General features: G+C 70.8%; 20 protein-coding genes and 1 pseudogene. 12 read left to right on the forward strand and 9 right to left on the reverse strand.

All coding sequences use genetic code 11. The annotated features are described in order from the left end of the window. The first annotated feature begins 162 nt into the window (after nucleotides 1-162). Nucleotides 163-2058: a helix-turn-helix domain-containing protein gene (locus tag NI25_RS24505; protein WP_233520772.1), complete on the forward strand. Its 1896-nt coding sequence runs from the start codon at nucleotides 163-165 to the stop codon at nucleotides 2056-2058. Here the strand turns inward: NI25_RS24505 and NI25_RS24510 are convergent. The 7 genes from NI25_RS24510 to NI25_RS24540 all read right to left on the reverse strand — a co-directional run bounded on the left by NI25_RS24510 (nucleotide 2034) and on the right by NI25_RS24540 (nucleotide 7461). Further along, entirely contained in the window at nucleotides 2034-3251 is a 1218-nt protein-coding gene (locus NI25_RS24510; protein WP_158508463.1) for a transposase, read from the reverse strand. The genes NI25_RS24505 and NI25_RS24510 overlap by 25 nt on opposite strands. A gap of 200 nt (nucleotides 3252-3451) precedes the next feature. After that, nucleotides 3452-3811, reverse strand: a complete 360-nt coding sequence (locus NI25_RS24515; RefSeq protein ID WP_061444502.1) for a nuclear transport factor 2 family protein — start codon at nucleotides 3809-3811, stop codon at nucleotides 3452-3454. Continuing rightward, entirely contained in the window at nucleotides 3808-5064 is a 1257-nt protein-coding gene (locus tag NI25_RS24520) for an FAD-dependent monooxygenase (RefSeq protein WP_061444503.1), read from the reverse strand. Before NI25_RS24520 ends, NI25_RS24515 begins: the two co-directional genes overlap by 4 nt. 13 nt (nucleotides 5065-5077) lie before the next feature. After that, nucleotides 5078-5737, reverse strand: a complete 660-nt coding sequence (gene phzG, locus NI25_RS24525; protein WP_061444504.1) for a phenazine biosynthesis FMN-dependent oxidase PhzG — start codon at nucleotides 5735-5737, stop codon at nucleotides 5078-5080. A gap of 15 nt (nucleotides 5738-5752) precedes the next feature. Continuing rightward, nucleotides 5753-6589, reverse strand: coding sequence for a PhzF family phenazine biosynthesis protein (locus tag NI25_RS24530; protein WP_061444505.1), 837 nt, complete (start codon nucleotides 6587-6589; stop codon nucleotides 5753-5755). A 54-nt stretch (nucleotides 6590-6643) separates the two neighbouring features. After that, on the reverse strand, nucleotides 6644-6973 hold the full coding sequence (locus tag NI25_RS24535) for a hypothetical protein (protein WP_061444506.1): 330 nt from the start codon (nucleotides 6971-6973) through the stop codon (nucleotides 6644-6646). Further along, nucleotides 6973-7461: a PhzA/PhzB family protein gene (locus tag NI25_RS24540; protein WP_061444507.1), complete on the reverse strand. Its 489-nt coding sequence runs from the start codon at nucleotides 7459-7461 to the stop codon at nucleotides 6973-6975. Before NI25_RS24540 ends, NI25_RS24535 begins: the two co-directional genes overlap by 1 nt. A 253-nt stretch (nucleotides 7462-7714) precedes the next feature. Between NI25_RS24540 and NI25_RS24545 the strand changes: the two genes are divergently transcribed. The 10 genes and pseudogenes from NI25_RS24545 to tkt all read left to right on the forward strand — a co-directional run bounded on the left by NI25_RS24545 (nucleotide 7715) and on the right by tkt (nucleotide 19707). Continuing rightward, entirely contained in the window at nucleotides 7715-8887 is a 1173-nt protein-coding gene (locus tag NI25_RS24545; protein WP_061444508.1) for a 3-deoxy-7-phosphoheptulonate synthase, read from the forward strand. A 41-nt stretch (nucleotides 8888-8928) separates the two neighbouring features. Then, nucleotides 8929-9588 carry an isochorismatase family protein gene (locus NI25_RS24550; protein WP_061444509.1) on the forward strand — a complete coding sequence of 220 codons (660 nt, stop codon included), beginning with the start codon at nucleotides 8929-8931 and terminating at the stop codon, nucleotides 9586-9588. Then, nucleotides 9585-11474 carry an anthranilate synthase family protein gene (locus NI25_RS24555; protein ID WP_061444510.1) on the forward strand — a complete coding sequence of 630 codons (1890 nt, stop codon included), beginning with the start codon at nucleotides 9585-9587 and terminating at the stop codon, nucleotides 11472-11474. The genes NI25_RS24550 and NI25_RS24555 overlap by 4 nt, the downstream gene beginning before the upstream one ends. A gap of 5 nt (nucleotides 11475-11479) precedes the next feature. Then, on the forward strand, nucleotides 11480-12718 hold the full coding sequence (gene aroA, locus NI25_RS24560; RefSeq protein WP_199561123.1) for a 3-phosphoshikimate 1-carboxyvinyltransferase: 1239 nt from the start codon (nucleotides 11480-11482) through the stop codon (nucleotides 12716-12718). Next, complete coding sequence (locus NI25_RS24565) at nucleotides 12715-13935, forward strand: FAD-dependent monooxygenase (protein ID WP_061444512.1); 1221 nt, start codon at nucleotides 12715-12717, stop codon at nucleotides 13933-13935. Before aroA ends, NI25_RS24565 begins: the two co-directional genes overlap by 4 nt. Next, the gene (aroC, locus tag NI25_RS24570) at nucleotides 13932-15116 is read left to right on the forward strand and encodes a chorismate synthase (protein WP_061444513.1); all 1185 of its coding nucleotides are present in this window, start codon (nucleotides 13932-13934) and stop codon (nucleotides 15114-15116) included. The genes NI25_RS24565 and aroC overlap by 4 nt, the downstream gene beginning before the upstream one ends. Beyond that, nucleotides 15113-15943 (forward strand): annotated as a pseudogene (locus NI25_RS40335) (shikimate dehydrogenase); the annotation flags it as partial. The gene aroC and the pseudogene NI25_RS40335, both read left to right, overlap by 4 nt. Nucleotides 15944-15982: 39 nt before the next feature. Further along, entirely contained in the window at nucleotides 15983-16465 is a 483-nt protein-coding gene (locus tag NI25_RS40340) for a shikimate kinase (RefSeq protein ID WP_233520858.1), read from the forward strand. Continuing rightward, entirely contained in the window at nucleotides 16462-17598 is a 1137-nt protein-coding gene (gene aroB, locus NI25_RS24580; protein ID WP_061444514.1) for a 3-dehydroquinate synthase, read from the forward strand. Before NI25_RS40340 ends, aroB begins: the two co-directional genes overlap by 4 nt. A 21-nt stretch (nucleotides 17599-17619) precedes the next feature. Continuing rightward, nucleotides 17620-19707: a transketolase gene (gene tkt / locus NI25_RS24585; protein WP_061444515.1), complete on the forward strand. Its 2088-nt coding sequence runs from the start codon at nucleotides 17620-17622 to the stop codon at nucleotides 19705-19707. 259 nt (nucleotides 19708-19966) lie between these two features. On the opposite strand, the gene NI25_RS24590 is transcribed toward tkt, so the two are convergent. Then, the gene (locus NI25_RS24590; protein ID WP_061444516.1) at nucleotides 19967-23137 is read right to left on the reverse strand and encodes a DUF3427 domain-containing protein; all 3171 of its coding nucleotides are present in this window, start codon (nucleotides 23135-23137) and stop codon (nucleotides 19967-19969) included. A 283-nt stretch (nucleotides 23138-23420) separates the two neighbouring features. Here NI25_RS24590 and arr point away from each other — a divergent pair, with 283 nt between their 5' ends. Then, complete coding sequence (gene arr / locus NI25_RS24595; protein WP_061444517.1) at nucleotides 23421-23831, forward strand: NAD(+)--rifampin ADP-ribosyltransferase; 411 nt, start codon at nucleotides 23421-23423, stop codon at nucleotides 23829-23831. Between the two features lie 83 nt (nucleotides 23832-23914). On the opposite strand, the gene NI25_RS24600 is transcribed toward arr, so the two are convergent. Beyond that, on the reverse strand, nucleotides 23915-25054 hold the full coding sequence (locus tag NI25_RS24600; protein ID WP_061444518.1) for an FAD-dependent oxidoreductase: 1140 nt from the start codon (nucleotides 25052-25054) through the stop codon (nucleotides 23915-23917). Nucleotides 25055-25229 lie beyond the last annotated feature (175 nt).

The following is a 25229-nucleotide window of genomic DNA, read 5'->3' on the forward strand; positions in this document are numbered from 1 at the left end:
CGGCCACACATGATCGTTAGAATCCCAGATCGAAGGCCGAAAGGGGGCGCCATCACGATCGGTACGCTGCTGGAGAGTTGACTGGCCCAGGAAACGACGACAGGAGGCAACGGGACAGTGAACACGGAGAGGGAACAGTCCGGCTCCCCCACGTTAGAGGTCTTGGAACTGCTCGCACAGGACTCGCCGCTCCATCACTTTCAGGAACTCCTCAACCACGGCAGGCGACGCCTGTCCCAGGACCAGTTCGCCGAGCTGGAACGGGCGACGCAACTGGCCACGAACATCCACGCGGCCACCGTGCAGCGCCGCCAGCGGGAAGCGACCATGAGCGCGCTCGTGGACACGGTCCACGAGATGACGATGCCGTACGACCCCGACGCACTGCTGAAGGTCATCACGAACCGGGCCCGCCGACTGCTCGGTTCGGACATGGCCTACATCAGTCTGAACACGGGCGACGGCACCACGTACATCCACAGCTCGGACGGCGACACCACGTCGCTCAACGTCGGGCTGGTGGTGGAGCAGAGCCACGGTCTGGGGGCCATGGCACAGGAGGCCGGGGCGCCCTTCTGGACGCCCGACTACCTCAACGACACCCGCATTCCGCACGGGGAGCGGATCGACGAAGTCGTCCGCGTGGAGGGACTGCACGCGGTGATGGCGGTCCCCATCTCCAGCGGCGGCGAGGCCATCGGCGTCCTCTACACCGCCGACCGTTCCGCGCGCCACTACCTGCCCGACGAGATCAGTGTCATGCGTTCGATCGCCGACTTCGCAGCGGTGGCACTGGACCGGACCCGGATGCTGGACCGTACCCGGTCGGAGATGGCGGAACTGGAGTTGGTGCGCATCGCCGCACGCAGGGCCGCGGCCCACTCCGAACAACTCGACGACGTCCGGGCCCGCATGATCACTCAGGTGCTCGCAGACGGAAACCTCCAGGACCTCGTGAGCGTGGCCGCCGGTGTCCTGGGAGGGTCGCTCGCCGTGGCCGACGCGCACCGTCGAGTGCTCGCGTCGGCGGGCGACGCCTGGGAGATGGGGGAGGAGCTGCGGGAGCGGGCCCGCCTGGAGGCGCACACCGCACGCGGGCTCGTCTCCCTCGATGACGGCATATGGGCGACGCCCGTCGCCGCCGGGGCCGAGGACCTCGGGGTCGTCCTGTTCAGGTCCGGTGCGTCGCAGCCGCCGACCCCAGAGCTGGAACGGTTCTTCCGGTTCGTCGGACAAGCGGTGGCGCTGCTCCTGGTGATGCAGCGCAGCACCGCGGTGGCGGCCGGTCCGGTCCGCGACGCACTGCTCGACGACCTGCTCGTCCCTTCCCGGCATCCCAGCTCGCAGTTCACGCACCGGGCACGCCGGGTGGGTCTGGACCCGGACAGCCCGTACGTCGTCGTCCTCGCGCATCCGGAGGGCGGCGAGCACGGCAGGGCCGTCGTCTGGGCCTCCTCGTACGCCTACCGGCAGTGCGGGCTCAAGACCGTGAGCGGCGACTCCGTCGTACTTCTGCTGCCGGGCTCGGACGCCTCCTCGGCGGCGCGGGCCGTCTTCGAGGAACTCTCACCGCTGCTCAGCGAGCCCGTCACGGTGGCCGCGTCGGGCCCGGCCGATTGCCTCGGCCGGGTCGCCGACCTGTACCAGGAGGCCGTGAGCTGCTACGACGCGCTGATCGCGCTGGGCGGTGCGGGAAGTGCGGCGTCGATGGACGAACTGGGCTTCCTGGGCCTGCTGTTGTCCGGCGGCCACGACGTCGACGGCTTCATCGGGCTGACGATCGGCCCGTTGCTCGACCACGACGCGGAACGCGCCACGGACCTCGTCGCCACCGTCGAGGCGTACTTCGCCTCAGGGAACAGTCCCACACGTGCGGCCGAGGAGCTGCACGTGCACGCCAATACGGTCGCCCGCCGCCTCACCCGGATCACCGGTGTCCTGGGCCCGGACTGGCAGCAGCCGCCGCGGGCCGTGGACATCCAGCTCGCGGTGCGGCTGCTGCGGGCCAGGGAGGTTCTCCGCCGCAGGCGTGATCAGGCCGACATGCCGGGGAGGTGAGCGCAGTCGCCGTCGGCCTGCGCGGTCAACGCCTCGACGGCGTGGGCCGCGGAGGCGAGGGTGATGTGGCAGTGCCATCCGCGCAGCGAACGTCCTTCGAAGTCCCGCAAACCCGCCCGGTTCCCGAACCCGGCCAGGTCCTGCCGTACCCGCCCGGTGAGTGCGGCCAGCCGCAACAGCGCCGGCGACGGAGTCTGCGTCATGGTCGTCAGCCACGCCCCTCCGAAGCGGGACCGGTAGCTGTCCCACTCTCCCAGGAGCACGAGGTCCTGGGAGCCGCCCGGCAGCCCCACGCTCAGGCGGGCGACGGGGGTGTGCCGGATCCCGGAGGGAGCCGCCGTGCCGCCCCAGGCCACCGTGCGGCGCAGCCCCGGCACCGAGGCGAGCAACTGCTGCACGCGCACCTGGCCCTGACCGGGCCGGCGCACCCGTGCGTCCCGGGGGGTCACCCGCGTGGTGCCGGGAACGCGCACCAGCACGGGGACGCCCGCTGCGGAGAAGCGGTCGAGCGTGGCGGAGGGGTCCTCGGCCATCGTGTCGAGCACCACGGGAAGACGGGTGGCGTCGTGGACGCGGGAGAACCCCAGAGCCGCGGTGGCCGCGCACGCCTGCCGCGGTTCGGTGCGGTCGTCGTCCAGGAGGAGGCGCCAGGTCACCGGGGCGCTGACGCGATCGGACGCGGCCCACACGCCGAACGCCTGTTGGCCGTGGAAGGCTCCGCCGTGGTGCTCGTCGACACCCCAGCCCACGCCCACGGAGTGCTGCCCGGACTTCGGGATCGGCATGGGACGGACCACCCAGGCGCGGGCGCCGATGCGGGGGACGAGCCAGTCGGACAGGGCCTCGCGCAAGGACACCCAGTCCCAGGTGGAATTGCAGACGAAGTGGTGCAGGGGCTGCTCCATCGTGGGGTCGCCCAGGGACAGGGCGACGTTCCTGATGGACCGGCGGCCGTGTGCGCTCAGCAGTCCCCGCAGGTACTGCTCGCCCTTGTGCCTCTGGTCCCTGCGCGGGAGGACGGCGAAGAGAGCGGTGCTCAGGTCCTGGAGCAGGCTCTCCCGCGGGGAGTCGGCCACCATCAGGCCGGGTGTCCCGCCCCCGAACGCCTGCGCGGCCATCTGCCGTGGACCGACAACCCCGCGCGTGCGCTCCGCGTCGCTCGGCGACGCTCCCCCGTTGGCGAGAACGTTCACGGATTCCCCCTCTGTGTCGTTCCTGGACGGCTCCGCAGAGCCGGGTGGTCCCAGCATGCGGGGCACGTCGCCGGGCCGGGGAGGTGGAGGGAGGACTCCATGACCGGGGGGAGCGGTTGCCGCACCACCGCCGCCCGCGGCACCGTCGCCGACGGTGCCGCGGGCGGCGGTGGTGCGGCCCGGCGAGGTGGTGGCGGCCCCTACGCCCCGTCCGCCGGGTTGGTGACAGGACGAGGGTCGAAAGCCACCCGCTGACGGACGATCTTGCCGTCGACCACGTGGCTCCACGTGGCGACCGGCATCGGAGCGGCCACGCTGGTGTGCATCTCGAACCACGTCAGCACGTCGGGTCCGTCGCTGAAGACCTTCTTGACGACGATGTCGGTGTTGATCTCCGACGCTATCTCGATCTTCTCGCGGAACTCGTCGGCGCTGGTGGCGTAGCCGTAGGGGCCGACGAAGTCCACGTCGTCGGCGAGCAGCGAGCGCAGCGCGTCGAAGTCCTTGGCCCTCCACGCCGCGTAGTACGCGGCGGTGACGTGGGTCGGCTCGTCGGTCATCGGAGTGTTCCCTTCATCGGCTTTCCGGTCGGCGGGTTCCAGGAGGGCCTGGCGTTGAGTTCGGCCACGTCGTTGCCGGTGGTGGTGCGGTAGGTGCCGGCCAGCTTCCGGTAGACGCCCGCGGCAGCGGGACCGGCCCCGCTCTTCGGCTTGCCCCGGTGCATCCGCCGGTTGGCGTGGACCACGGTGTGGGTCGCGGGCCTGCGGTGATCCTCGTAGCCGCGCAGGGCGGCGACCGGGTCGCCGCCCCGCGCGAGCGTGTGGGCGAGGACCCGTGCGTCGACGACGGCCTGGGAAGCGCCGTTCGCGCCGACGGGGTACATGGGGTGGGCGGCGTCACCCAGCAGGGTCACCCGCCCCTCGCCCCAGTGGGGCAGGGGATCGCGGTCGACCATGGGGTATTCGAGGAGGTCGTCGGCGTCCGTCAGCATGGCGGAGACGTCGAGCCCGTCGACCCGCCGGCCCTCGAAGTGGGGCAGTACGTCCTCGATCCTTCCGGCCGAGTTCCAGGAGGCCGGGCCGCCGAGCGGGCCGGGGTCGCCGACCGGGACCATGCAGATCCAGTTCGTCAGCGAGCGGCCCCGCCGGGCGGCACCCGGGTCGATGGGGTAGGCGATCAGCCTGCTCCCCCCTCCCGCGTCCAGGTGCACCATGGTGCGACCGGTCAGGAACGCGGCCGTGTCCGTCGTCCCGCGCCACATCGTCGTGCCGGACCACTGCAACGGTCCCTCGTCCGGATGGAGGGCCGCGCGGACCGCGGAGTGCAGGCCGTCGGCGCCGACGACCAGGTCCGCCGCGAGGCCGAACGGGCGGTCGGCCCCCCGGTCGCGCAGTCGCACCTCCACGCCCGGGCCTTCCTGCCGCAGGCCCTCGAACGCCGTACCGGTGCGCACGGCCTCCGGGCCGAGCCGGTCACGCACCGCATCGAGCAGCAGCATCTGCAGCTTCCCGCGGTGGAGGGAGTACTGGGGCCAGTGGTAGCCGCGGGCGGTGCCGAGGTCCTCACGGTGCTGGACGGCCCCGGATCCGTCGACCCAGACCATTTCGGCAGTGGGGATTCCGATGGCGGACAGGCCGTCGGCGAGCCCGAGTTCGGTGAGTTCCCGCACCGCGTGCGGCTGGAGGTTGATGCCGACGCCCAGAGGGCGCAGGTGCCTGGTGCGTTCGACGACGACGGCCTCGATGCCTGCCGCGTGCAGGCTCAGGGCGGTGGTGAGACCACCGATGCCGCCTCCTACGACGAGCACTTTCACGTCGAGGCTCCCTTCACGGCTGGAGCCGGGTGGTGCCCCAGCTCCGGTCGTCGCGCCGGTCGTAGCGGAGCCTGCGGTGCAGCCGGCCGGAGTCGGCCGCCCAGAACTCCACTGCGGACGGCACCAGGAGGTAGCCGACGAAGCGCTGTGGACGTGGCAGGGGCTCGCCCAGCGCTTCCAGACGCGCGGCGTGCGCGCGCAGCGCGGCCACGTCGTCCAGCGGCTCGCTCTGTGCGGCCGCCGTCGACATGGCGTGCATGGGGATGGGCCGTCCGTGCCAGAGCTTGTCGGAAGCCTCGTCGTCGAGCTGCTCCACCTCTCCGGAGATGCTGATCTGCTGTGCGGTCTCACGCCAGTAGAGCAGCCCCGATGCCCAACCGGTGGCGGCCAGTTCACGCCCCTTCTGACTGGTGGTGTGGCTCATGAACACCAGCCCCCGGTCGGTCACCGAGTTGAACGCGACGATGCGGGTGGAGGCGCGGCCCCGGGCGTCGGCGGTGGCCAGAGCGAGGGCCCGCGGCTCGCGGACCCCTCGTTCCTCGGCCTGCGCGAGCCAGGTCCTCAGCAGGCCGAGCGGCTCCGGCGCCGGACGGTCGTACTCGGGGAAGGGGAGGTCGGTCGTTCCGCTGAGGGACTCGAACCGGCTGCTGCTCCCGCTGGTGGTGGTACTCATAGGAGTGGAGCCCTTCTAGACGTGAATGGTTCCCTCGGCGACGACTGCGCCGTTGCCGCCGACGTGGACCGTGCGGATGCCGTCACCCGTCCCGTCGGCCTGCGCGCGCATCAGCGACGGCCGGCCCATCTCCACCCCCTGGAGGATCCGCAGCTCCTCGCCGTACTTCGCGAGCCCGTGGCGGGCCAGGTGGATGGCCAGGGGACCGGCCGCGGAGCCCGTCGCCGCGTCCTCCACGACGCCGTACGCCGGGGAGAACATCCGGGTGCGCCACCGTGTGCCCGAGCCGGCGAAGCAGTTGGCCGCCATGTCGGGGAAGGCGGACAGGGCGCGGTGGTCAGGGCGCAGCGCGGAGAGCGCCGGGACGCTCTCGACGCCGACGAAGACATGACGCGGACCGTTGCGGTACGCCACCACCGGGGTGAGCGGCTCCTCCACGCCGAGCGCGTCGAGGAGTTCCGCGGCGTGCTCGTACGGTTCCCAAGTGGGCACAGGCTGCCGCATCCGCACCGACACCGCTCCGGCGTCGTCGCGGGACAGCTCGAAGGGGATGACACCCATGGCCGTCTCCAGGCGCAGCGAGTCCCGGCCGAGCGTGTGCCCGAGGGCAACCGCGGTGCCCAGCATCGGGTGCCCGGCGAACGGCAGCTCGTTGACGGGTGTGAAAATGCGGATGCGCGCGTCGCCGCCCTGCTCGGCCGGCCGGACGAAGGTGCACTCGGAGAGGTTCATCTCCTTGGCGATCTGCTGCATCCGCTCGGCCGTGAGGTCACCGGCGTCGAAGAAGACGGCCACCGGGTTCCCTTCCAGGGGCCTGTCGGCGAAGGCGTCCACAACCATGTAGCTGTGCATGAGTTCTCGTTCTCCTGAGGACGGTGCGGTGAGGTGCGCGGTGCCGGCCGTGAGTCACGGAGCGAAGCGCGTGCCCGGAGCACGCAGCGCGTGCACGCCCTCGGCCGTCGCCTCGACGTCGAACCGGGTCCGGTGCGTGGGGGGACCCCCGATCAGTTCGGCGGCGCGGTTGGGCGGCAGCTCCTCCGGGGCGGGCCTGTCGGTCTCCCAGACCATGACCGCGCCCCAGCGGTTCGAGGCCGCGTCGGCGACCCAGAACTTCATGAACAGACCCGCGACCCCGGACCACTCGGCGACCCCGTCGTCGTCCTTCAGATGGGTACGCATGGAATCGATCGTCTGCGCCGAGCCGGTCAGGTCCCACCATGCGATGTCGACCTTCATCAGGTGGGAATTCCGTCGCGCTTGACCTCCGGAACCGGTATTCCCAGGGCGCGCAGCTGCTGATTGGGGTTCATGAACTCGCGCTGCAGCTTGATCTTGCCGCCCTCGAATTCGAAGTAGTGCAGGAAGTGATTCCGGTAATGACCCTCGGGGTAGGCGGGGAACCTGATCTTTCCCTCGCCGTCGCACTCCACCCAGAAACGGTTCGGGTCCTGCGTCTCGTACACCTCGATGTTGATCCAGGCCCAGTCCGGGAAGCACTCGAGCGACCACACGGCGTGCTCGCCGAGACGGTCGCGACCGCGAATGACGATGGGCTCGCCGGTGTCCGTGGTCCACAGCCCGCCGCAGCCGTCCTCGGTGAACAGCAGGTGTCGCCGGAGCCGGTCCTCGCCCCGGGTGTTCATGTACTGCTCGACGACCGCCCGGTTGCTCGCGCGGAGTTCCGCGTCGTCGTGGAAGGTTTTCGGCTGCGTGCTTTCGGACATCACTGGCCTCCATCGATGGGAACACTGCGGCGCTCCGTACGAGCCGGACCGCACGTGAACTCTCGTGAGCAAGCACGCACCGCCGCAACACCGGAGTCCGGACTCCTTGAAGTCGGACCGGAGGTTCACCAGTACGTGACGGAGTCGGCCCGCGGACCTTCGCGTTTCCCGCCTGAATTGGCAAGAGTTGCAGCGCAGCCGCCTCCCGCCGATACCGGACGAGGCGGCACCCCACCATCTCAGGAGGTATCCGGTGAACAATGTCCACACGTTCCTCCGCTCATTGCCCGCGGCTCAGCAGCCGGACTGGGAAAGCCATACGGAATTCACCCGCGTCGAGGAAGAGCTGAGCGCCGCACCGGAACTCGTCGACGCCGCCGACGTCGACGCCCTGCACGCACACCTCGCCGAGGCGGCCGCCGGACACGTCCAGATCGTCCAGGCCGGCGACTGCGCCGAGGACTGGGCGGAGTGCAACGAGGGGGATGTCGCCCGGAAGGCGGGCCTCCTGGACGTGCTGGCCGGACTGATGCGCATGACCTCGCACAAGCCCGTACTGCGGGTCGGCCGCCTGGCGGGCCAGTACGGCAAGCCGCGCTCCCGCCCCACCGAGAGCGTGCGCGGCATGGAACTGCCGGTCTACCGCGGGCACATGGTCAACTCGCCCGAGCCGCATCTCAGGGCCCGCACCCCCGACCCGACCCGGATGCTCACCGGGTACCGGGCCGCCCGGGACGTACTGACCATGCTCGGCTGGGGCGGCGGTGCACGACGTGCCCGGCCCGGGACGGAGGTATGGACCAGCCACGAGGCACTGCTCCTCGACTACGAGCTGCCGATGCTGCGGACCCTGCCGGACGGCCGGCGGCTGCTCACGTCCACGCACTGGCCGTGGATCGGCGAACGCACCCGCCAGACCGACGGCGCCCACGTGGCCATGCTCGCCCAGGTGGCGAACCCGGTCGCCTGCAAGGTCGGTCCGGGCATGACCCGGGACGAGCTGCTCGATCTGTGCGAAGCGCTCGACCCCGGCCGGACACCGGGCCGGCTCACCCTCATCGCCCGCATGGGCGCGGACACGGTCGGCGAACGGCTGCCGGCCCTGGTCGCCGCCGTACGGACCGCGGGGCACCCCGTCATCTGGCTGACGGACCCGATGCACGGCAACACCGTCAGCGGCCCCGAGGGCCTCAAGACGCGGCTGGTGCGGACCGTCGTGCGCGAGGTCGTGGAGTTCCACCGGGCGGTGACCGACGGGGGCGGCGTCGCCGGCGGCATGCACCTGGAGACGACCCCCGACCAAGTCACCGAGTGCGTCGCGGACCACGACCGGATCCACGAGGTGGGCGACAAGTACACGAGCCTGTGCGACCCGCGGCTCAACCCCCGCCAGGCGATGACCGTGGCCTCGGCCTGGCTCGGCTGACGCGTTCCTCGTCCCGTCCCTCTCTCACCGAAAGGCCAGCCATGGGGGGAATCCCACCCATCGACCCCTATCCGATGCCCACCGAGGGCGACCTTCCGGCCAACACCGCACGGTGGACGGTCGATCCCGCCCGGGCCGTACTGCTCGTGCACGACATGCAGCGCTACTTCCTGCGGCCCTTCTCCGCCGACCGCGGACCCGGCGGCGAACTGGTGCACAACGCGGCGCTGCTGCGGGAGCAGTGTGCCGCCCTGGGCGTCCCGGTGGCCTACACGGCGCAGCCGGGCGGCATGAGCGACCAGGAGCGCGGCCTGCTCAAGGACTTCTGGGGCCCCGGCATGAAGGTGTCCCCGGAGGACCGCGAGGTCGTCGACGAGCTCGAACCCGCCCCGTCCGACTGGGTGTTCACCAAGTGGCGCTACAGCGCCTTCTTCAAGTCGGACCTGCTGGAGCGGATGCGCCGGCACGGCCGCGACCAGTTGATCGTCTGCGGCGTCTACGCCCACGTCGGCGTGCTCATGTCCGCCGTCGAGGCCTTCACCAACGACATCCAGCCGTTCCTCGTCGCCGACGCGGTCGCCGACTTCTCTCCGGAGTTCCACCGCATGGCGCTGGACTACGCGGCGCAGCGGTGCGCAATCGTCGCCACCACGAAGTCGGTGCTGACGCAGCTCACCGACGGGGACGGAGACGTCCGATGACCGATCTGCTGGGCCGCGTCCTCACCGATCCCCCCGCCGCCTATGCGCTGCTCCACCGTCCCGAGACCACCGGCCGCCCGGTGCTCGAGGTGCTGTTCGGCGACATCGCGACCGCCGACACGCTCGCCCGCATCCCGGTACCGGACGGTCCGCCCCGCACGGAGGGCACCCCGCAGCACGACGTGCTGGCCGTCGTCCCGTACCGGCAGATCTCCGAGCGGGGATTCGCAAGCAACGACGACGGCGAACCGCTGATCACCATGACCGTCACCGACCAGGGCGAACTCCCCGTGTGGGAGGCGCTGCACCGCCTTCCCGACGACCCGATCACCCTGACCGGCGAGCACTTCGACATCGACGACGACAGCTACGCCGCCCTCGTGCGCGAGGTCGTCGAGCACGAGATCGGCACGGGTGAGGGCGCCAACTTCGTCATCCGGCGATCCTTCGTGGCGGACATCACCGACTACACCCGGCACAGTGCGCTGTCCTTCTTCCGGCGGCTGCTGGCACGGGAGTCGGGCGCGTACTGGACCTTCCTGGTGCACACCGGGAGCCGTACCTTCGTCGGCGCCAGCCCGGAACGGCACGTCAGCCTGCACGGCGGCACCGCGGTCATGAACCCGATCAGCGGAACGTACCGCTATCCGGCGGCCGGACCGGACCTGCCGGGCCTGATGGACTTCCTGGCGGACCGCAAGGAGGCCGACGAGCTCTACATGGTCGTGGACGAAGAGCTCAAGATGATGGGCCGGATCTGCGAGTCGGGCGGGCGGGTGGTCGGACCGTACCTCAAGGAGATGGCCCGGCTGGCCCACACCGAGTACTTCATCGAGGGCCGCACTTCCCACGACGTGCGGGACATCCTGCGCGAGACGATGTTCGCGCCCACGGTCACCGGGAGTCCCCTGGAGAGCGCCTGCAAGGTGATCAGCCGGTACGAGAAGGAGGGCCGCGGCTACTACAGCGGTGTCATGGCCCTGATCGGCCGGGACGGCGCGGGCGAGCGGACCATGGACTCCGCCATTCTGATCCGCACCACCGACATCAGCGCCGAGGGGAGGGTCAGCATCGGCGTCGGCGCCACGCTGGTACGGCACTCGGACCCGCTGAGCGAGGCCGCCGAAACCCGCAGCAAGGCGGCCGGGCTCCTCGTCGCGCTGGGGGCCGGTGAAGGCACCCGGTTCGCCGAGCACCGCGACGTCCGCGCGGCCCTGGCCCGGCGCAACGACCGCATCGCCGACTTCTGGCTGCGTGACGCGCCCGAACGGCGTGAACCCGTACCGGAGCTCGCGGGCCGCGACGTGCTGATCGTCGACGCGGAGGACACGTTCACGGCCATGCTCGGCCACCAGCTGTCGTCGATGGGCCTGCGCGTCACGGTGCGCCGCTTCGACGAGCAGTACGACTTCGCCGCCCACGACCTGGTGGTCATGGGCCCGGGGCCGGGCGACCCCGGCAATGTCCGGCACTCGAAGATCAGCCATCTCCGGTCGGCCCTTTCGCAGCTCGTCGAGGAACGTCGTCCGTTCCTCGCCGTGTGCCTGAGCCATCAGGTGCTCGCCTCGCTGCTCGGGCTCGACGTGGTCCGCAAGGACGTGCCCCACCAGGGCCTGGCGAAGAGCATCGACCTGTTCGGCACCCGCGAGCGGGTCGGCTTCTACAACACGTTCGCGGCCCGCGGCGAGTCCGACAAGCTCGACCATCCGGAACTCGGCCCCGTCGAGGTCAGCCGGGACCCGGCGACCGGCGAGGTGCACGCCCTGCGCGGGGCCGGCTTCGCGTCGGTGCAGTTCCACCCCGAGTCCGTACTCACCGAGGACGGCGTGCGGATCGTCGGGGAACTGCTGACCGGCGTGGTGCACTCGCGGGAGTTCCGGCGGTGAGGTCCCTGACAGCCCGGGTCCCGGGCTCCAAGAGCATCACCAATCGTGCGCTGCTCCTCGCCGCGGCCGCGCGGGGCACGAGCCGGCTCACCGCCCCCCTGGTCAGCGACGACACGGTCGCCTTCCGGACCGCGCTGGAGCACCTCGGCGCCGGGGTGCGGGAGTCGGACGACGCCTGGGAGGTCACCGGGCTCGGACGGGGGCCGGTCGGCGGCGCCGACATCTGGTGCGCCGACGCGGGGACGGCGGCGCGGTTCCTGCCCCCGTTCGCCGCGACCGGACGGGGCACCTACCTCTTCGACGGTTCGGACCAACTCCGGGCCCGGCCCCTGCAGCCGCTCGTCGCGGCGCTGGAACGGCTCGGGGCGGACGTGGTCACGCAAGGCCCCCGCGTGCTCCCCCTGCGGGTACGGGCCGACGGTCTGAGTGGCGGAGAGCTGACGGTGGACGGCGGGCTGAGCAGCCAGTTCCTGAGCGGACTGCTGATGGCCGCACCCCTGGCGTCCGCGCCACTGACCGTGACCGTACGCGATCTGGTCAGCCGGCCGTACGTGGACATGACCCTCGCCCTGATGCGCCACTTCGGTGCCCGCGCGACCGCCGGGCCCCCGGAGGTCTTCACGATCGGCGACGGCGGCTACCGGGCCGCCGACCTGGCCGTCGAACCGGACGCCTCCACCGCCTCGTACTTCTTCGCGGCCGCCGCGGTCACCGGTACCGCGGTCACCGTGCCCGGCCTCGGGAGGAACAGTCTCCAGGGCGACCTGCGCTTCGTCGACACGCTGCGCCGGGCGGGCGCACACGTGGACATCGGCGACAGCGCGACCACGGTGACCGGCACGGGACGGCTCCGCGGCGGCTTCCACGTCGACATGGGGAAGATCTCCGACACCTTCATGACGCTGGCGGCCATCGCCCCGCTCGCCGACGGGCCCATCACCATACGCGGTATCGGGCACGCCCGGCTCAAGGAGTCGGACCGCATCGACGCCGTCGCACGCAACCTCGCGGCCTGCGGGATTCCCGTGGAGACCGGTCAGGACTGGCTCACGGTGCGCCCCGGCCACGTCGTCCCCACCCGGATCGCGTGCCATCGGGATCACCGCATCGCCATGGCGTTCTCGGTCCTCGGACTGCGCTCCCCCCGGCTGACGTTCGACGAACCGGAATGTGTGGTCAAGACCTTCCCGGCCTTCCACGAGGAGCTGAACCGGCTCTTTCCCGAAGGAGCGGGGCGCCGATGAGCACGGATCGGACACTGGTCGTCGGCGCCGGCCTCGGTGGCCTGGCGACGGCCCTGAGCATCGCGTCGCGCGGTCGCCGCGTCACGGTGCTGGAACGCAGGCAGGCCGTCGTCGAACCCGACGCGGGCACGCAGTTGGCGCCGAACGCCTTCCACGCGCTCGACTCGATCGGTGTGGGAAGGGACGTACGTGAACGTGCCTTGCTCCCCGAAGCGCTGTGCCTCAGGGACGCGGCGACCGGCGACCCACTCGCCCGGATGCCGCTGACCGGGACGTACCGGGATCGCTTCGGCGCGCCCTACGCCGTCGTGGACCGTGCCGGTCTCCACGCCGTGCTCATGGCGCTGTGCCGGGCCTCCGAATCGATCGAGCTGGTGACCGGCTGTGCGGTGGCCTGGTACGAGCAGGACGCGCGGACCGTCACCGTGGTGAGTGAAGCGGGGCAACGCTTCACCGGAACCGCGCTCGTCGCCGCCGACGGCATCCGGTCCACCGTGCGTCGCCGGCTCGTCGGCGACGGCGCCCCGAAGACGTCCGGCGACATGGTGTACCACGCGGTGGTCCCGCTCACGGACGCCGCGACGGCACTCCTGCCCGGCGAACCGGGTCTCGACGGGCCGACCGCGTGGTTGGCGCCGGGGCGGCACTTCGTCCACTTCGTCCACCGCACCGCCGACGGGAGGCCCGTACTCAACTTGGGCGTCACCCACGAGCAGGGTGTATCCGAGCCCGTGGTGGGCCTGCCGCCCGACACGTCCCACGTCCTCGGACTCTTCCCGGACCTGGCCGACTCCGCGCGGCGGCTCCTCCGACTGGGCACGGGCTGGCGCACCTGGGCGCTGTGTGACCGGGACCCCGTCGAGCGGTGGACCGACCACCGTGTGGCGCTGCTCGGCACCGCGGCCCACCCGATGCTTCCCTACGCGGTTCAGGGCGTCTCCCAGACACTGGAGGACGCCGCCGTCGTGGGCCGCCTCCTCGACTGCGAGGCGGCCGAGGTGCCGTCGCGCCTGAGCCGCTACGCGGCCGCACGCCGAGCCCGGGCGCACCGTGCCCAGCAGGTCTCGCGCGAGCTGGGCCGAAGACTCTTCCACCCGTCGGGCGGGCCGGCCCGGACACGCGACGCCATGCTCACGTCGCTGACGACTGAGGAACTGCACGACAAAGTGGCCTGGCTGCACGGGTTTCGCGATTTCGCCGAAGGAGACGAGAGTTGAGCAGGTTGCGCTGGCTGACCGCGGGGGAGTCCCACGGTCCCGCACTCGTCGCGACGCTGGAGGGACTGCCCGCCGGCGTGCCGATCACGACCGGCATGGTGGCGGACCACCTGGCGAGGCGGCGGCTCGGCTACGGTCGCGGTGCGCGGATGAAGTTCGAGCGCGACGAGGTCACCTTCCTCGGCGGCGTCCGGCACGGTCTGACCATGGGCTCCCCGGTCGCGGTCATGGTCGGCAACACCGAGTGGCCCAAGTGGGAACAGGTGATGGCGGCCGACCCGGTCGATCCGGAGGTGCTGGCCGGCCTTGCGCGCAACGCCCCGCTGACCCGTCCGCGCCCCGGCCACGCGGACCTCGCCGGGATGCAGAAGTACGGCTTCGACGAGGCCCGTCCGGTTCTGGAGCGTGCCTCGGCGCGTGAGACGGCGGCCCGGGTGGCGCTGGGCGCGGTGGCCCGGTCGTACCTGAAGGAGACGACGGGGGTCGAGATCGTCAGCCACGTCGTCGAGCTGGCGTCGGCGAAGGCGCCGCAGGGTGTGTACCCGACGCCGGACGACGTCGAGCGGCTGGACGCCGACCCGGTGCGCTGCCTGGACGCGGAGGCGTCGGAGGCGATGGTGGCCGAGATCGACCAGGCCCACAAGGACGGCGACACCCTCGGCGGCGTCGTCGAGATCCTCGCCTACGGCGTGCCGGTCGGTCTCGGTTCGCACGTCCACTGGGACCGCAAGCTCGACGCGCGGCTCGCGGGTGCCCTCATGGGCATCCAGGCGATCAAGGGTGTCGAGATCGGTGACGGTTTCGAGCTGGCCCGCGTGCCGGGCTCCCGGGCGCACGACGAGATCGTGAGCACGCCTGAGGGTGTCCGGCGGGTCTCCGGCCGTTCCGGTGGTACCGAGGGCGGCCTCACCACCGGTGAGCTGCTGCGGGTGCGTGCGGCGATGAAGCCGATCGCGACCGTGCCGCGCGCTCTGCAGACCGTGGACGTGAGTACCGGGGAGGCCGCGCAGGCGCATCACCAGCGTTCCGACGTGTCCGCGGTGCCGGCCGCCGGGATCGTAGCCGAGGCGATGGTGGCGCTGGTCCTCGCCGACGCGGTGGCGGAGAAGTTCGGCGGCGACAGCGTGACCGAGACCCGCCGCAACGTCCAGTCGTACCTCGCCAACCTGGCCATCCGATGAGCGGGACCCGCCGCCGGGCGGCGGTCCTCGGATCGCCGGTCGCCCACTCGTTGTCCCCGGTCCTGCATCGCGCCGCGTACGCGCACCTGGGCCTCGCCGACTGGTCGTACGACAGGTTCGACGTGGACGAGAGCGGCCTGGCGGAATTCCTCGACGGACTGGGCCCGCAGTGGGCCGGGCTGTCGCTGACCATGCCCCTGAAGCGTGCGGTGATCCCCTTGCTGGACGAGGTCAGCGCGACGGCGCGTTCCGTCGAGGCGGTCAACACGGTCGTGTTCACCCGGGACGGTCGGCGTCTCGGCGACAACACCGACATCCCCGGTATCGCCGCCGCCCTCCGGGAACGCGGCGTCCGGCACGTCGACTCGGCCACCCTGCTCGGCGGCGGCGCCACCGCTTCGTCGGCCTTGGCCGCGCTCGCGACGGGGGTCTGCGCCGGCGAGGTGGTGGCGTACGTACGCAGCCCACGGCGCGCGGCCGAGATGCGGGAACGGGGAGAACGGCTCGGCGTTCGGGTACGCACGCGGAACTGGGCGGACGCGCCGCAGGGGCTGTCCGCACCCCTGGTGGTGGCCACGACCCCGGCGGGGGTGACGGACGCTCTCGTGCCGGCCGTCCCGCCGGGACCGCGCACCCTCTTCGACGTGCTCTACTCACCGTGGCCGACCGCGCTCGCCGCACGCTGGTCGGCCCGGGGCGGGTCCGTACTCGGCGGCCTCGACCTGCTGGTCCACCAGGCGGTGCTCCAGGTGGAACGCATGACGGGCCGCGACGACGTCCCCCGCGCGGTACTGCGCCGCGCGGGGCTGGCAGCGCTGGACCACCGCGCGAGGCGGGCCCGTCCGAAGGCGGTCGTGATCGGTCCGATGGGCGTGGGCAAGTCCACGGTGGGCGCCCTGGTCGCCGAACGCCTGGGCTGCGGCTTCCGGGACACCGACGCGGACATCGAGACCGCCGAGCGCCGGACGATCACCGACATCTTCACCGCCGAGGGCGAGGGGCACTTCCGCACTCTGGAGAAGGCCGCCGTCGCGGCCGCGCTCGCCGAGCACACCGGCGTGCTCGCCCTCGGCGGCGGCGCGGTCCTCGCCGAGGAGACGCGGGAACTGCTCGCAGAACAGACCGTCGTCCTTCTGACCATGGACGTCGAGGAGGCCGTCAAGCGCACCGGCCTGAACGCGGCGCGGCCGCTGCTCGCGGTCAACCCGCGCAAGCAGTGGCGCGAGCTGATGGAGGCCCGTCGGCACCTCTACGAGGAGGTCGCCACGGTCGTCGTGGCCACGGACGGCCGCACCCCCGAAGAAGTCGCCGAAGCCGCCCTGGACGCACTGGAGTTGAAAGAGGCATGAGCGAGGAAGTCACCCGGATCCAGGTCGGCGGCACCGCGGGTTCCGATCCGTACGAGGTCCTGGTGGGCCGTCGGCTCCTGGGAGAGCTGGGCGGTCTGATCGGTGCCGGGGCGAAGCGGGTCGCGGTGATCCATCCCGAGGCGCTCGCCGAGACCGGTGACGCGCTGCGCGCCGATCTCGCCGAGCAGGGCTACGAGGCGATCGCCATCCAGGTGCCCAACGCGGAGGAGGCCAAGACGGCCGAGGTCGCCGCGTACTGCTGGAAGGCGCTGGGCCAGTCCGGCTTCACCCGTACCGACGTCGTGGTCGGCGTCGGCGGCGGGGCCAGTACCGACCTGGCCGGATTCGTGGCCGCCACCTGGCTGCGCGGGGTGCGCTGGATCGCGGTGCCCACCACCGTGCTGGCCATGGTGGACGCCGCGGTGGGCGGCAAGACCGGTATCAACACCGCCGAGGGCAAGAACCTCGTCGGCGCCTTCCACCCGCCCGCCGGTGTCCTGTGCGACCTGGCCGCCCTGGACTCCCTCCCGGTCAACGACTACGTCTCCGGCCTCGCCGAGGTCATCAAGGCGGGCTTCATCGCCGACCCGGCGATCCTGGACCTGATCGAGTCCGACCCGCAGGCCGCGCGCACCCCGGCTGGAGTGCACACCGCCGAGCTGATCGTGCGTTCCATCAGGGTCAAGGCCGAGGTCGTCTCGTCCGACCTCAAGGAGGCGGGCCTGCGGGAGATCCTCAACTACGGCCACACCCTCGGCCACGCCATCGAGAAGAACGAGCGCTACAAGTGGCGTCACGGCGCCGCCGTCTCCGTGGGCATGCACTTCGCCGCCGAACTGGGCCGCCTCGCGGGCCGGCTGGACGACGCCACCGCCGACCGCCACCGCACCATCCTCGAGGCCGTCGGCCTGCCGCTGCACTACCGCTACGACCAGTGGCCCAAGCTGGTCGAGAACATGAAGGTCGACAAGAAGTCCCGCGGCGACCTGCTGCGCTTCATCGTCCTGGACGGTCTCGCCAAGCCCACCGTGCTGGAGGGTCCCGACCCCGCCGTCCTCCTCGCCGCCTACGGCGAGGTGGCCACGAACGACCGGGCACGCACCGGACCGGATTCCCGCACCCCGTCTCGCTGAACAGAAGGATGTTGAGACACCGTGAGCACCAAGCCGACCACCGCAGACCTCGAGTGGACCGAGTTGGACCAGCGGGCCGTGGACACCGCCCGCGTCCTGGCCGCCGATGCCGTACAGAAGGTTGGCAACGGCCATCCGGGTACGGCGATGAGCCTGGCGCCCGCCGCCTACACCCTCTTCCAGAAGGTGATGCGGCACGACCCCGCCGACGCGAACTGGGTCGGACGCGACCGTTTCGTGCTGTCCGCGGGTCACTCGTCCCTGACCCTCTACACCCAGCTGTACCTGGCCGGCTTCGGCCTGGAACTGGACGACCTGGAGTCCTTCCGGACGTGGGGGTCGAAGACCCCCGGCCACCCGGAGTACGGCCACACCACCGGTGTGGAGACCACGACCGGTCCGCTGGGCCAGGGTGTGGCCAACGCGGTGGGCATGGCGATGGCCGCCCGCTACGAGCGCGGCCTGTTCGACCCCGGGGCCCCGGAGGGCGCTTCCCCGTTCGACCACTTCGTCTACTGCATCGCCGGTGACGGCTGTCTGCAGGAGGGTATCTCCGCCGAGGCGTCCTCGATGGCCGGTCACCAGAAGCTGGGCAACCTGGTGCTGCTGTGGGACGACAACCACATCTCCATCGAGGGCGACACCGAGACGGCCGTCTCCGAGGACACCTGCAAGCGGTACGAGGCCTACGGCTGGCACGTGCAGCGTGTCGCGCCGAAGCCGGACGGCGACCTGGACCCGCACGCGATCTACGACGCGATCCAGGCGGCGAAGAAGGTCACCGACCGCCCCTCCTTCATCGCGATGCGCTCGATCATCGCCTGGCCCGCCCCGCACGCCCAGAACACCGAGGCCGCCCACGGCTCCGCCCTCGGCGACGACGAGGTCGCCGCGACCAAGCGGGTCCTGGGCTTCGACCCGGAGAAGTCCTTCGAGGTCTCCGACGAGGTCATCGCGCACACCCGCAAGGCGCTGGAGAAGGGCCAGGCGGCCCGCGCGGTGTGGGAGAAGTCCTTCCAGCAGTGGCGGGACAACAACCCCGAGCGCGCCGCCGAGTACGACCGCGTCGCCAAGGGCGAGCTGCCCAAGGGCTGGGAGGAGAAGATCCCGGTCTTCGAGGCGGGCAAGGGCCTGGCGACCCGCGCCGCGTCCGGCAAGGTCCTCCAGGCCCTCGGCGCGGTCGTCCCGGAGCTGTGGGGCGGCTCGGCCGACCTCGCCGGCTCGAACAACACGACGATCGACAAGACGTCCTCCTTCCTCCCGGCGGGCAACCCGCTGCCGGAGGCGGACCCGTACGGCCGCACCATCCACTTCGGCATCCGCGAACACGCGATGGCCGCGCAGATGAACGGCATCACGCTCCACGGCAACACCCGCGTCTACGGCGGAACGTTCCTGGTCTTCTCCGACTACATGCGCAACGCCGTGCGCCTGTCCGCGCTGATGCACCTGCCGGTCACCTACGTGTGGACGCACGACTCCATCGGCCTGGGCGAGGACGGCCCGACCCACCAGCCGGTCGAGCACCTGGCCTCACTGCGCGCCATCCCGGGCCTGAACGTGGTCCGTCCGGCCGACGCCAACGAGACGGCGATCGCCTGGCGCGAGATCCAGCGCCGCTGGACCAAGGAGTTCGGCAAGGGCCAGCCGCACGGTCTGGCGCTGACCCGTCAGGGCGTGCCGACCTACGAGCCGAACGAGGACGCGGCCAGGGGCGGCTACGTGCTGTTCGAGGCCGAGGGCGGCGCACCCCGGGTGGTGCTGATCGCGACCGGTTCCGAGGTCCACGTGGCCGTCGGGGCGCGTGAGGCACTCCAGGCCGAGGGCGTGCCGACCCGTGTGGTGTCCATGCCGTGCGTGGAGTGGTTCGAGCAGCAGGACCAGGGGTACCGGGACAGCGTCCTGCCCCCGTCCGTGAAGGCCCGGGTCGCCGTCGAGGCCGGAGTCGCACTGACCTGGCACAAGTACGTGGGAGACACCGGCCGCATCGTCTCCCTGGAACACTTCGGCGCCTCCGCGGACGCCAAGGTCCTCTTCAAGGAGTACGGCATCACCGGTGACACGGTCACCGCCGCCGCGAAGGAGACCCTGTCCGCCGGAGAACGCTGACGCCGGACGCGGGACCCGCATGCCCGCGACCTCACGTTCGCCGTGTTCTGTCAGGGGCGGAAGACGGCCTACGGCTTCGCAGGCGTGGGACCGTCCGGCCCCGGCAACGGGCGCCTTCCCTGATGTGGACCTTCTCCCTCGCCCGCGGCCCTCCCGGCAGCCTCCCACCGACGGTGACCATCTGTGCGTCCGGAACGGCACCGCGGGCGCTAGGAACCGCAGGTGGAAGGCCTCCTCGGCCGCGGCCGACGTGCGCGGATCAACTGGCCTGGATCGCCGCCGAGTAGGACCACACGTCGGCCGGGAGCGGGTGATCGAGGCGCCAAGTGATCGCCATGGGCTTGCTGCCGGTGTGCTCCACGTAGCTTGCCGGGCCCAGGAGCATCCACGGCTGGGACTTGCCCGTGTCCGTATTCGCGTAACGGCGCATGAAGAGCAGGACGTGGGTGCCGCGACCGGCGTGCTGCTGGTAACGCCTGCCGGTGGCGGAGTCGGGGGAAGTCGCGTTCTGGGACTCCCAGTGGAAGAGGTTCGGGCTGATCGCGTAGTCCTTGTACCGGACGGTGGGTGAGAAGTCCTTCTCGTCTTTCTCGAGGGTGATCAGCAGCGCGTCGGTCCGGAACTCCTCCGCCCACTGCACTCCCTGGGCGAAGGATCTCGGCATCTGCCCACCGAATCGGGCGACGCCCAGGGCCGCCAGGATCTCCGACCGGTTGTACGAGCTGTGGACCTTCAGCGGCACGGTGCCGAGGGGGCCGTCGGGCAGCGGGATCGGCACGTGGTCGGCGCGGTCGATGACGTACGACAGCACCTGCCTGAGTTCGTCCCTCAGGGCTCGCTGCGGACGCAACGTCGCAAGCCCCTCCGAGTAGCTGGTGAACCCGCCCGCGTTGTCCCACAGGTTGAAGAAGAGCATGCGGGCGTAAGCCCGGCCCGTCCGGTCGAGTTCCTCGTACGGCGGGGCGTCGTCCGCCAGAAGGGTCAGATACGCCCGCGCACGCTCGGGATCGTCCACGTGCAGGAACGCGTGGACCCGCTTGAGGAGGGCTTCCTCCCCCGGCATAGCCGGTGCGGCGGCCAGGCCGGCACGGCGCAGCACCAGGGTCCAGGAGTTGTTGCTCTTGTACAGCTCCTTGATCTCACGGCGACTCTCGCGAAGGTAGTCGGCCAGGAGCGGCGTGCTGTACTCCTTGACCTCCTTCACCAGCGTCTTCACCGTGGCGGCCAACTGCGTCCTGATGTTGTCGAGGACGAGCTTCTTCGCTTTGCCCTCCAGGATGATCTGGCAGCCGGACGGCAACTGCGGAAAGCCCCGCTCGACGTGTTCGGCCAGCCGATTGCGCGACAGGTTGGTCATGGCCCGGAACTGCTCTTCGAAGCGGAACTCCGCTCGGTGCTGTCCGATGAAGTCGAGGACCGTGAGTACCGGCTTCGTGTCCGTGCGCCGCAGCCCTCGCCCCAGTTGCTGGAGGAAGACGGTGGCACTATTGGTGGGCCGCAGCAGGAGGAGCGTGTCCACGTCCGGGATGTCGAGCCCTTCGTTGAACAAGTCCACCGAGAAGATGACCTGGAGCTCACCGGCTTGGAGGTCGGACAGTGCTCGGGCGCGCACCTCTGCCGGCGAGTCGCTGTCGAGGGCGGCGGCCCGGAGGCCTGCCTTGCGGAAGTAGTCGGCCATGAAGTGCGCGTGCGCCTTGGTGACGCAGAAGCCCAGCGCACGCATGGCACCGGGGTCGGAGATCTTGTCCCGAACCTGCTTGACGACGATGCGCGCCCGGGCATCGTTACCCGTCAGGAGATTGCCGAGCTCCTGATCGGCGTACGAGCCCTTCTGCCACGTGAGGTTCGTGAAGTCGGTACCGTCGGGGATACCGAAGTAGTGGAAGGGGGACAGGAGGTCGTTCTCCAGGGCCTCCCAAAGCCTCATCTCGGCAGCGATGCGACCGTCGAAGAACTCGTCCTGGACATTGAGCCCGTCCATTCGCTCCGGTGTGGCGGTGAGCCCCAACAACTCCTTGGGCGTGAAGTGCTCGATCACCCGCCGATACGTACCGGCCGTGGCGTGGTGGAACTCGTCGATGACGATGATGTCGAAGTGGTCCGGGGCCAGCTGCTCCAGTCTCTGTAGGTTGAGAGACTGAACGCTGGCGAACACGTGGGTCCACTCCTGCGGATCGGCCCCGCCGTACAGCAACTCGCCGAACGATGCGTCGGCCAGCACCTCGCGGTAGGTACGCAGAGACTGCTTGAGGATCTCCTTGCGATGCGCCACGAACAGCAGCTTGGGGCGCCCGTTCGCCTGCTCGCTCAGCCCTCGATAGTCGAGGGCGGCCATCACGGTCTTTCCCGTACCGGTGGCTGCGACCAGCAGGTTGCGGTGCCGTCCCCGAATCTCGCGCTCGGCGCTCAGCCGCTCCAGCATGTCCCGCTGGTGCGGGAAGGGGCGCACCTGAAGACCGGACAGGTTGATCTGGAACCCGGACGGCGAAGCCGTTCCACCCGCCTGTGCCAGTGCCCTGTCGAGGCGCTCGTGGTCGAGACCCGGGTCGTACGTCTCGAACGCCGCGTCGTTCCAGTAGGCGTCGAAGGTGGCCTCGAACTTGTCTATCACCGCCGGTGTGGCCACCGACGACAGACGTACGTTCCACTCCAGGCCGTCGAGCAACGCAGCGCGGGAGAGATTGGAGCTGCCGACGTACGCCGTGTCGAATCCCGTCCTGCGCCGGAAGAGCCATGCCTTGGCGTGCAACCGTGTCGATCGGGTCTCGTAATTGACCTTCACGGTGGCGCCGAACTCGCGCACGAGCCGGTCGAGTGCGCGGCGGTCCGTGGCGCCCATGTAGGTCGTGGTGATGATCCGGATCGGGATGCCCCGCTCCTTCGCTGTGCGGAGCGAGTCCTCCAGCACCCGGATGCCGTACCACTTCACGAACGCGCAGAGCAGGTCGATTCGATCCGCCGTGGCCAACTCGGCCCGCAGCTCCGCGCCCAGGTTGAGGTCTTCGGGAGAGTTGGTGAGCAGAGACGTCTCGGAAAGAGGCGTGAGCGGGCGGATCGCGTACGCGCCCGGTGCCTCCTGCTCCGCCAGAGCCAACAACTGCCGGGGTCCCTCGACGATGGCGCTGACGGACTCGGCGCCGCTCTGCTCACCGACGTCGGCTGCCAGGGACTTCAGAATGCGGTTCGCGAAGGGAACCCGATGCTCGGGCCGGAGCTGGTGGAGGTGGCGGGCCACGATGTCGCCGACGTGGCGGGCCAGCACATGGGGTGACGATTCTGCACCGACCTCGGCCTCGACGGCCTTCCAACCGGCGGTCTCCAGCCGATCCAGGTCATCGCGCACGCGGTCCGTGACCAACTGCTCGTAGACCCCCGCGACCGGCTGCTCCGAACTCCCCGGCTGCTCCACCCCGACCCCTTTCACCAGCATGTGGACGTGGGGGAAGTTGTAGCAGGAGCCGCTGACATCAGAGGGGTGCGATCGCGTGGAATCAGCCGCTTCAGCGTGTACCAGAGCCGCCTTCGGGGGCTCTGTCGCCGCTGGTGTCCCTGACCGTTGTCAGCGTCTTTCCGACCCGATGGACCACCTCTCCCGGCGCCTCGTGCTTCCCGGAACCGAAGCACCGTCCAGCCCTGATCCCGCACACGCCTGGTCGTCTCGACCTCCCCGGCCGCAACGACGCGGACCCGGGTCGGATTGGTAACCTGCCCCGATGGACGAGGTGTTGGACGAGGGGCCGTTCTTCCACGGGACGAAGGCCGACTTGCGGGTCGGTGATCACCTCACCGCCGGTTTCCGTTCGAACTACCGGCCCGAGATCGTGATGAACCACATCTATTTCACCGCGTTGCGCGACGGTGCCGGCCTCGCCGCCGAACTCGCCGCCGGGGACGGTGAGCCGCGCGTGTACGTCGTCGAGCCGACCGGTGAGTTCGAGAACGACCCGAACGTCACCGACAAGAAGTTCCCGGGAAACCCGACCCGTTCCTACCGCAGCAAGGAACCGCTCCGGGTCGTCGCCGAGGTCACCGACTGGACGCGGCAGAGCCCCGAAGCCCTCCGGATGGTGCGTGACCGGCTGGCCGCGATGCGGCGGGAAGGGCGCTCGGAGATCATCAACTGACGCCTCTGGGCCCTGGCGTACGCCAGGGACCGGGCGGAGGGCTTCGACGGCGCGGACGCCTCCGTCGACGCCGTGGGAGACGGTTACGAAGCCGCCGGGCCGGTGGTGAAGAACGCCGTCGTCTTCTCCAGGCCCCGCGGGCTGAACATCGTGTCCAGGCTCCGGGCGGAGTCGGCGGCAGAAGCTTCGCTGCGCGGGAAGAGGGCTTCCTCGTAGGCGGTCAGGGCGGCCTCGGTGTCACCGGGGTGGGCGGCGATGGCCAGGGCGAGTTCGGCGCCGTCGAACATGGCGAGGTTCGCGCCCTCGCCGGCGAAGGGCGACATCAGGTGGGCGGCGTCGCCGAGCAGGGTCACGCCCGGCACACGGTCCCAGCGGTGGCCCACCGGCAGGGCGTGGATGCGGCGCGGGGTCATGGTGTCCGCGTCGGCGATCAGGCCGCGCAGGGTCTCGTCCCAGCCCCCGAAGCGGGCGAGGACGGCCTGCTTGGCCGTCGGCAGGTCGGAGAAGTCGACCGTGTCCAGCCAGCCCTCGTCCGCCCTGAGGGCGGCGTAGACGTGGAGGCTGCCGTCGGTCTCCTGGTGGGCGAGGATGCCGCGCTCGTCGCCGAGGCAGATGAAGAAGCCTCCGCCGACGACGGCCGCGCTGCGCGGATGGCGGGCCTCGGCCTCCAGCAGGTCGGTCTCCACGAAGGAGATCCCGGTGTAGGCGGGCTTTGCGCCGGAGAGCAGGGGCCGCACGCGCGACCAGGCGCCGTCGGCGCCGATCAGCAGGTCGGTGGTGATGGCGGAGCCGTCGGCGAAGGTCACCTCGTGGCGTTGGCCGTCCAGGGCGCGGACGCCGGTGACCTTCCTCCCCCAGTGGACCGTGCCGTCGGGGAGCGAGTCGAGGAGCAGGTCGCGCAGGTCGCCGCGGTCGACCTCGGGCCGGCCGCCGGTGCCGTCGTCCTCCTGTGAGACGTGAACGGTGCCGTCGCGCCCGAGCAGGCGCAAGGCCTGGCCGCCCGCGTGGACGATCTCGAGGAAGCCGTCGTGGAGGTCGGCGGCGTGCAGCGCCTTCTGGCCGTTCTCCTCGTGGATGTCGAGCATGCCGCCCTGGGTACGGGCCTCCCGGGACGGCTCCAGCTCGAAGACGGCCGCCTCGATGCCGTGGACCTGGAGGACACGGGCGGCGGTGAGGCCGCCGAGACCTCCGCCGACGATCGCGATGGGGTGGTGTGTGCTCATGGGGGCCTCCTAGGTGCTGGGGGCCGTCCTGAACCTCGAACGGCCTGCCCCTCCACCGTAACGAACGTGTTCGTGACGAACAAGTTCGCCCATGGGAGTGCCGGGCCCCTCCCGCGCTGCCCTCGCGTGGATCAGCAGTCGGAGCGGGAGTCCGCAAGGGGTCAGCCGGTCAGTC

The sequence above is a fragment of the Streptomyces sp. CCM_MD2014 genome, from assembly GCF_000772045.1.
GTDB classification, from domain to species: Bacteria; Actinomycetota; Actinomycetes; order Streptomycetales; family Streptomycetaceae; genus Streptomyces; species Streptomyces salinarius.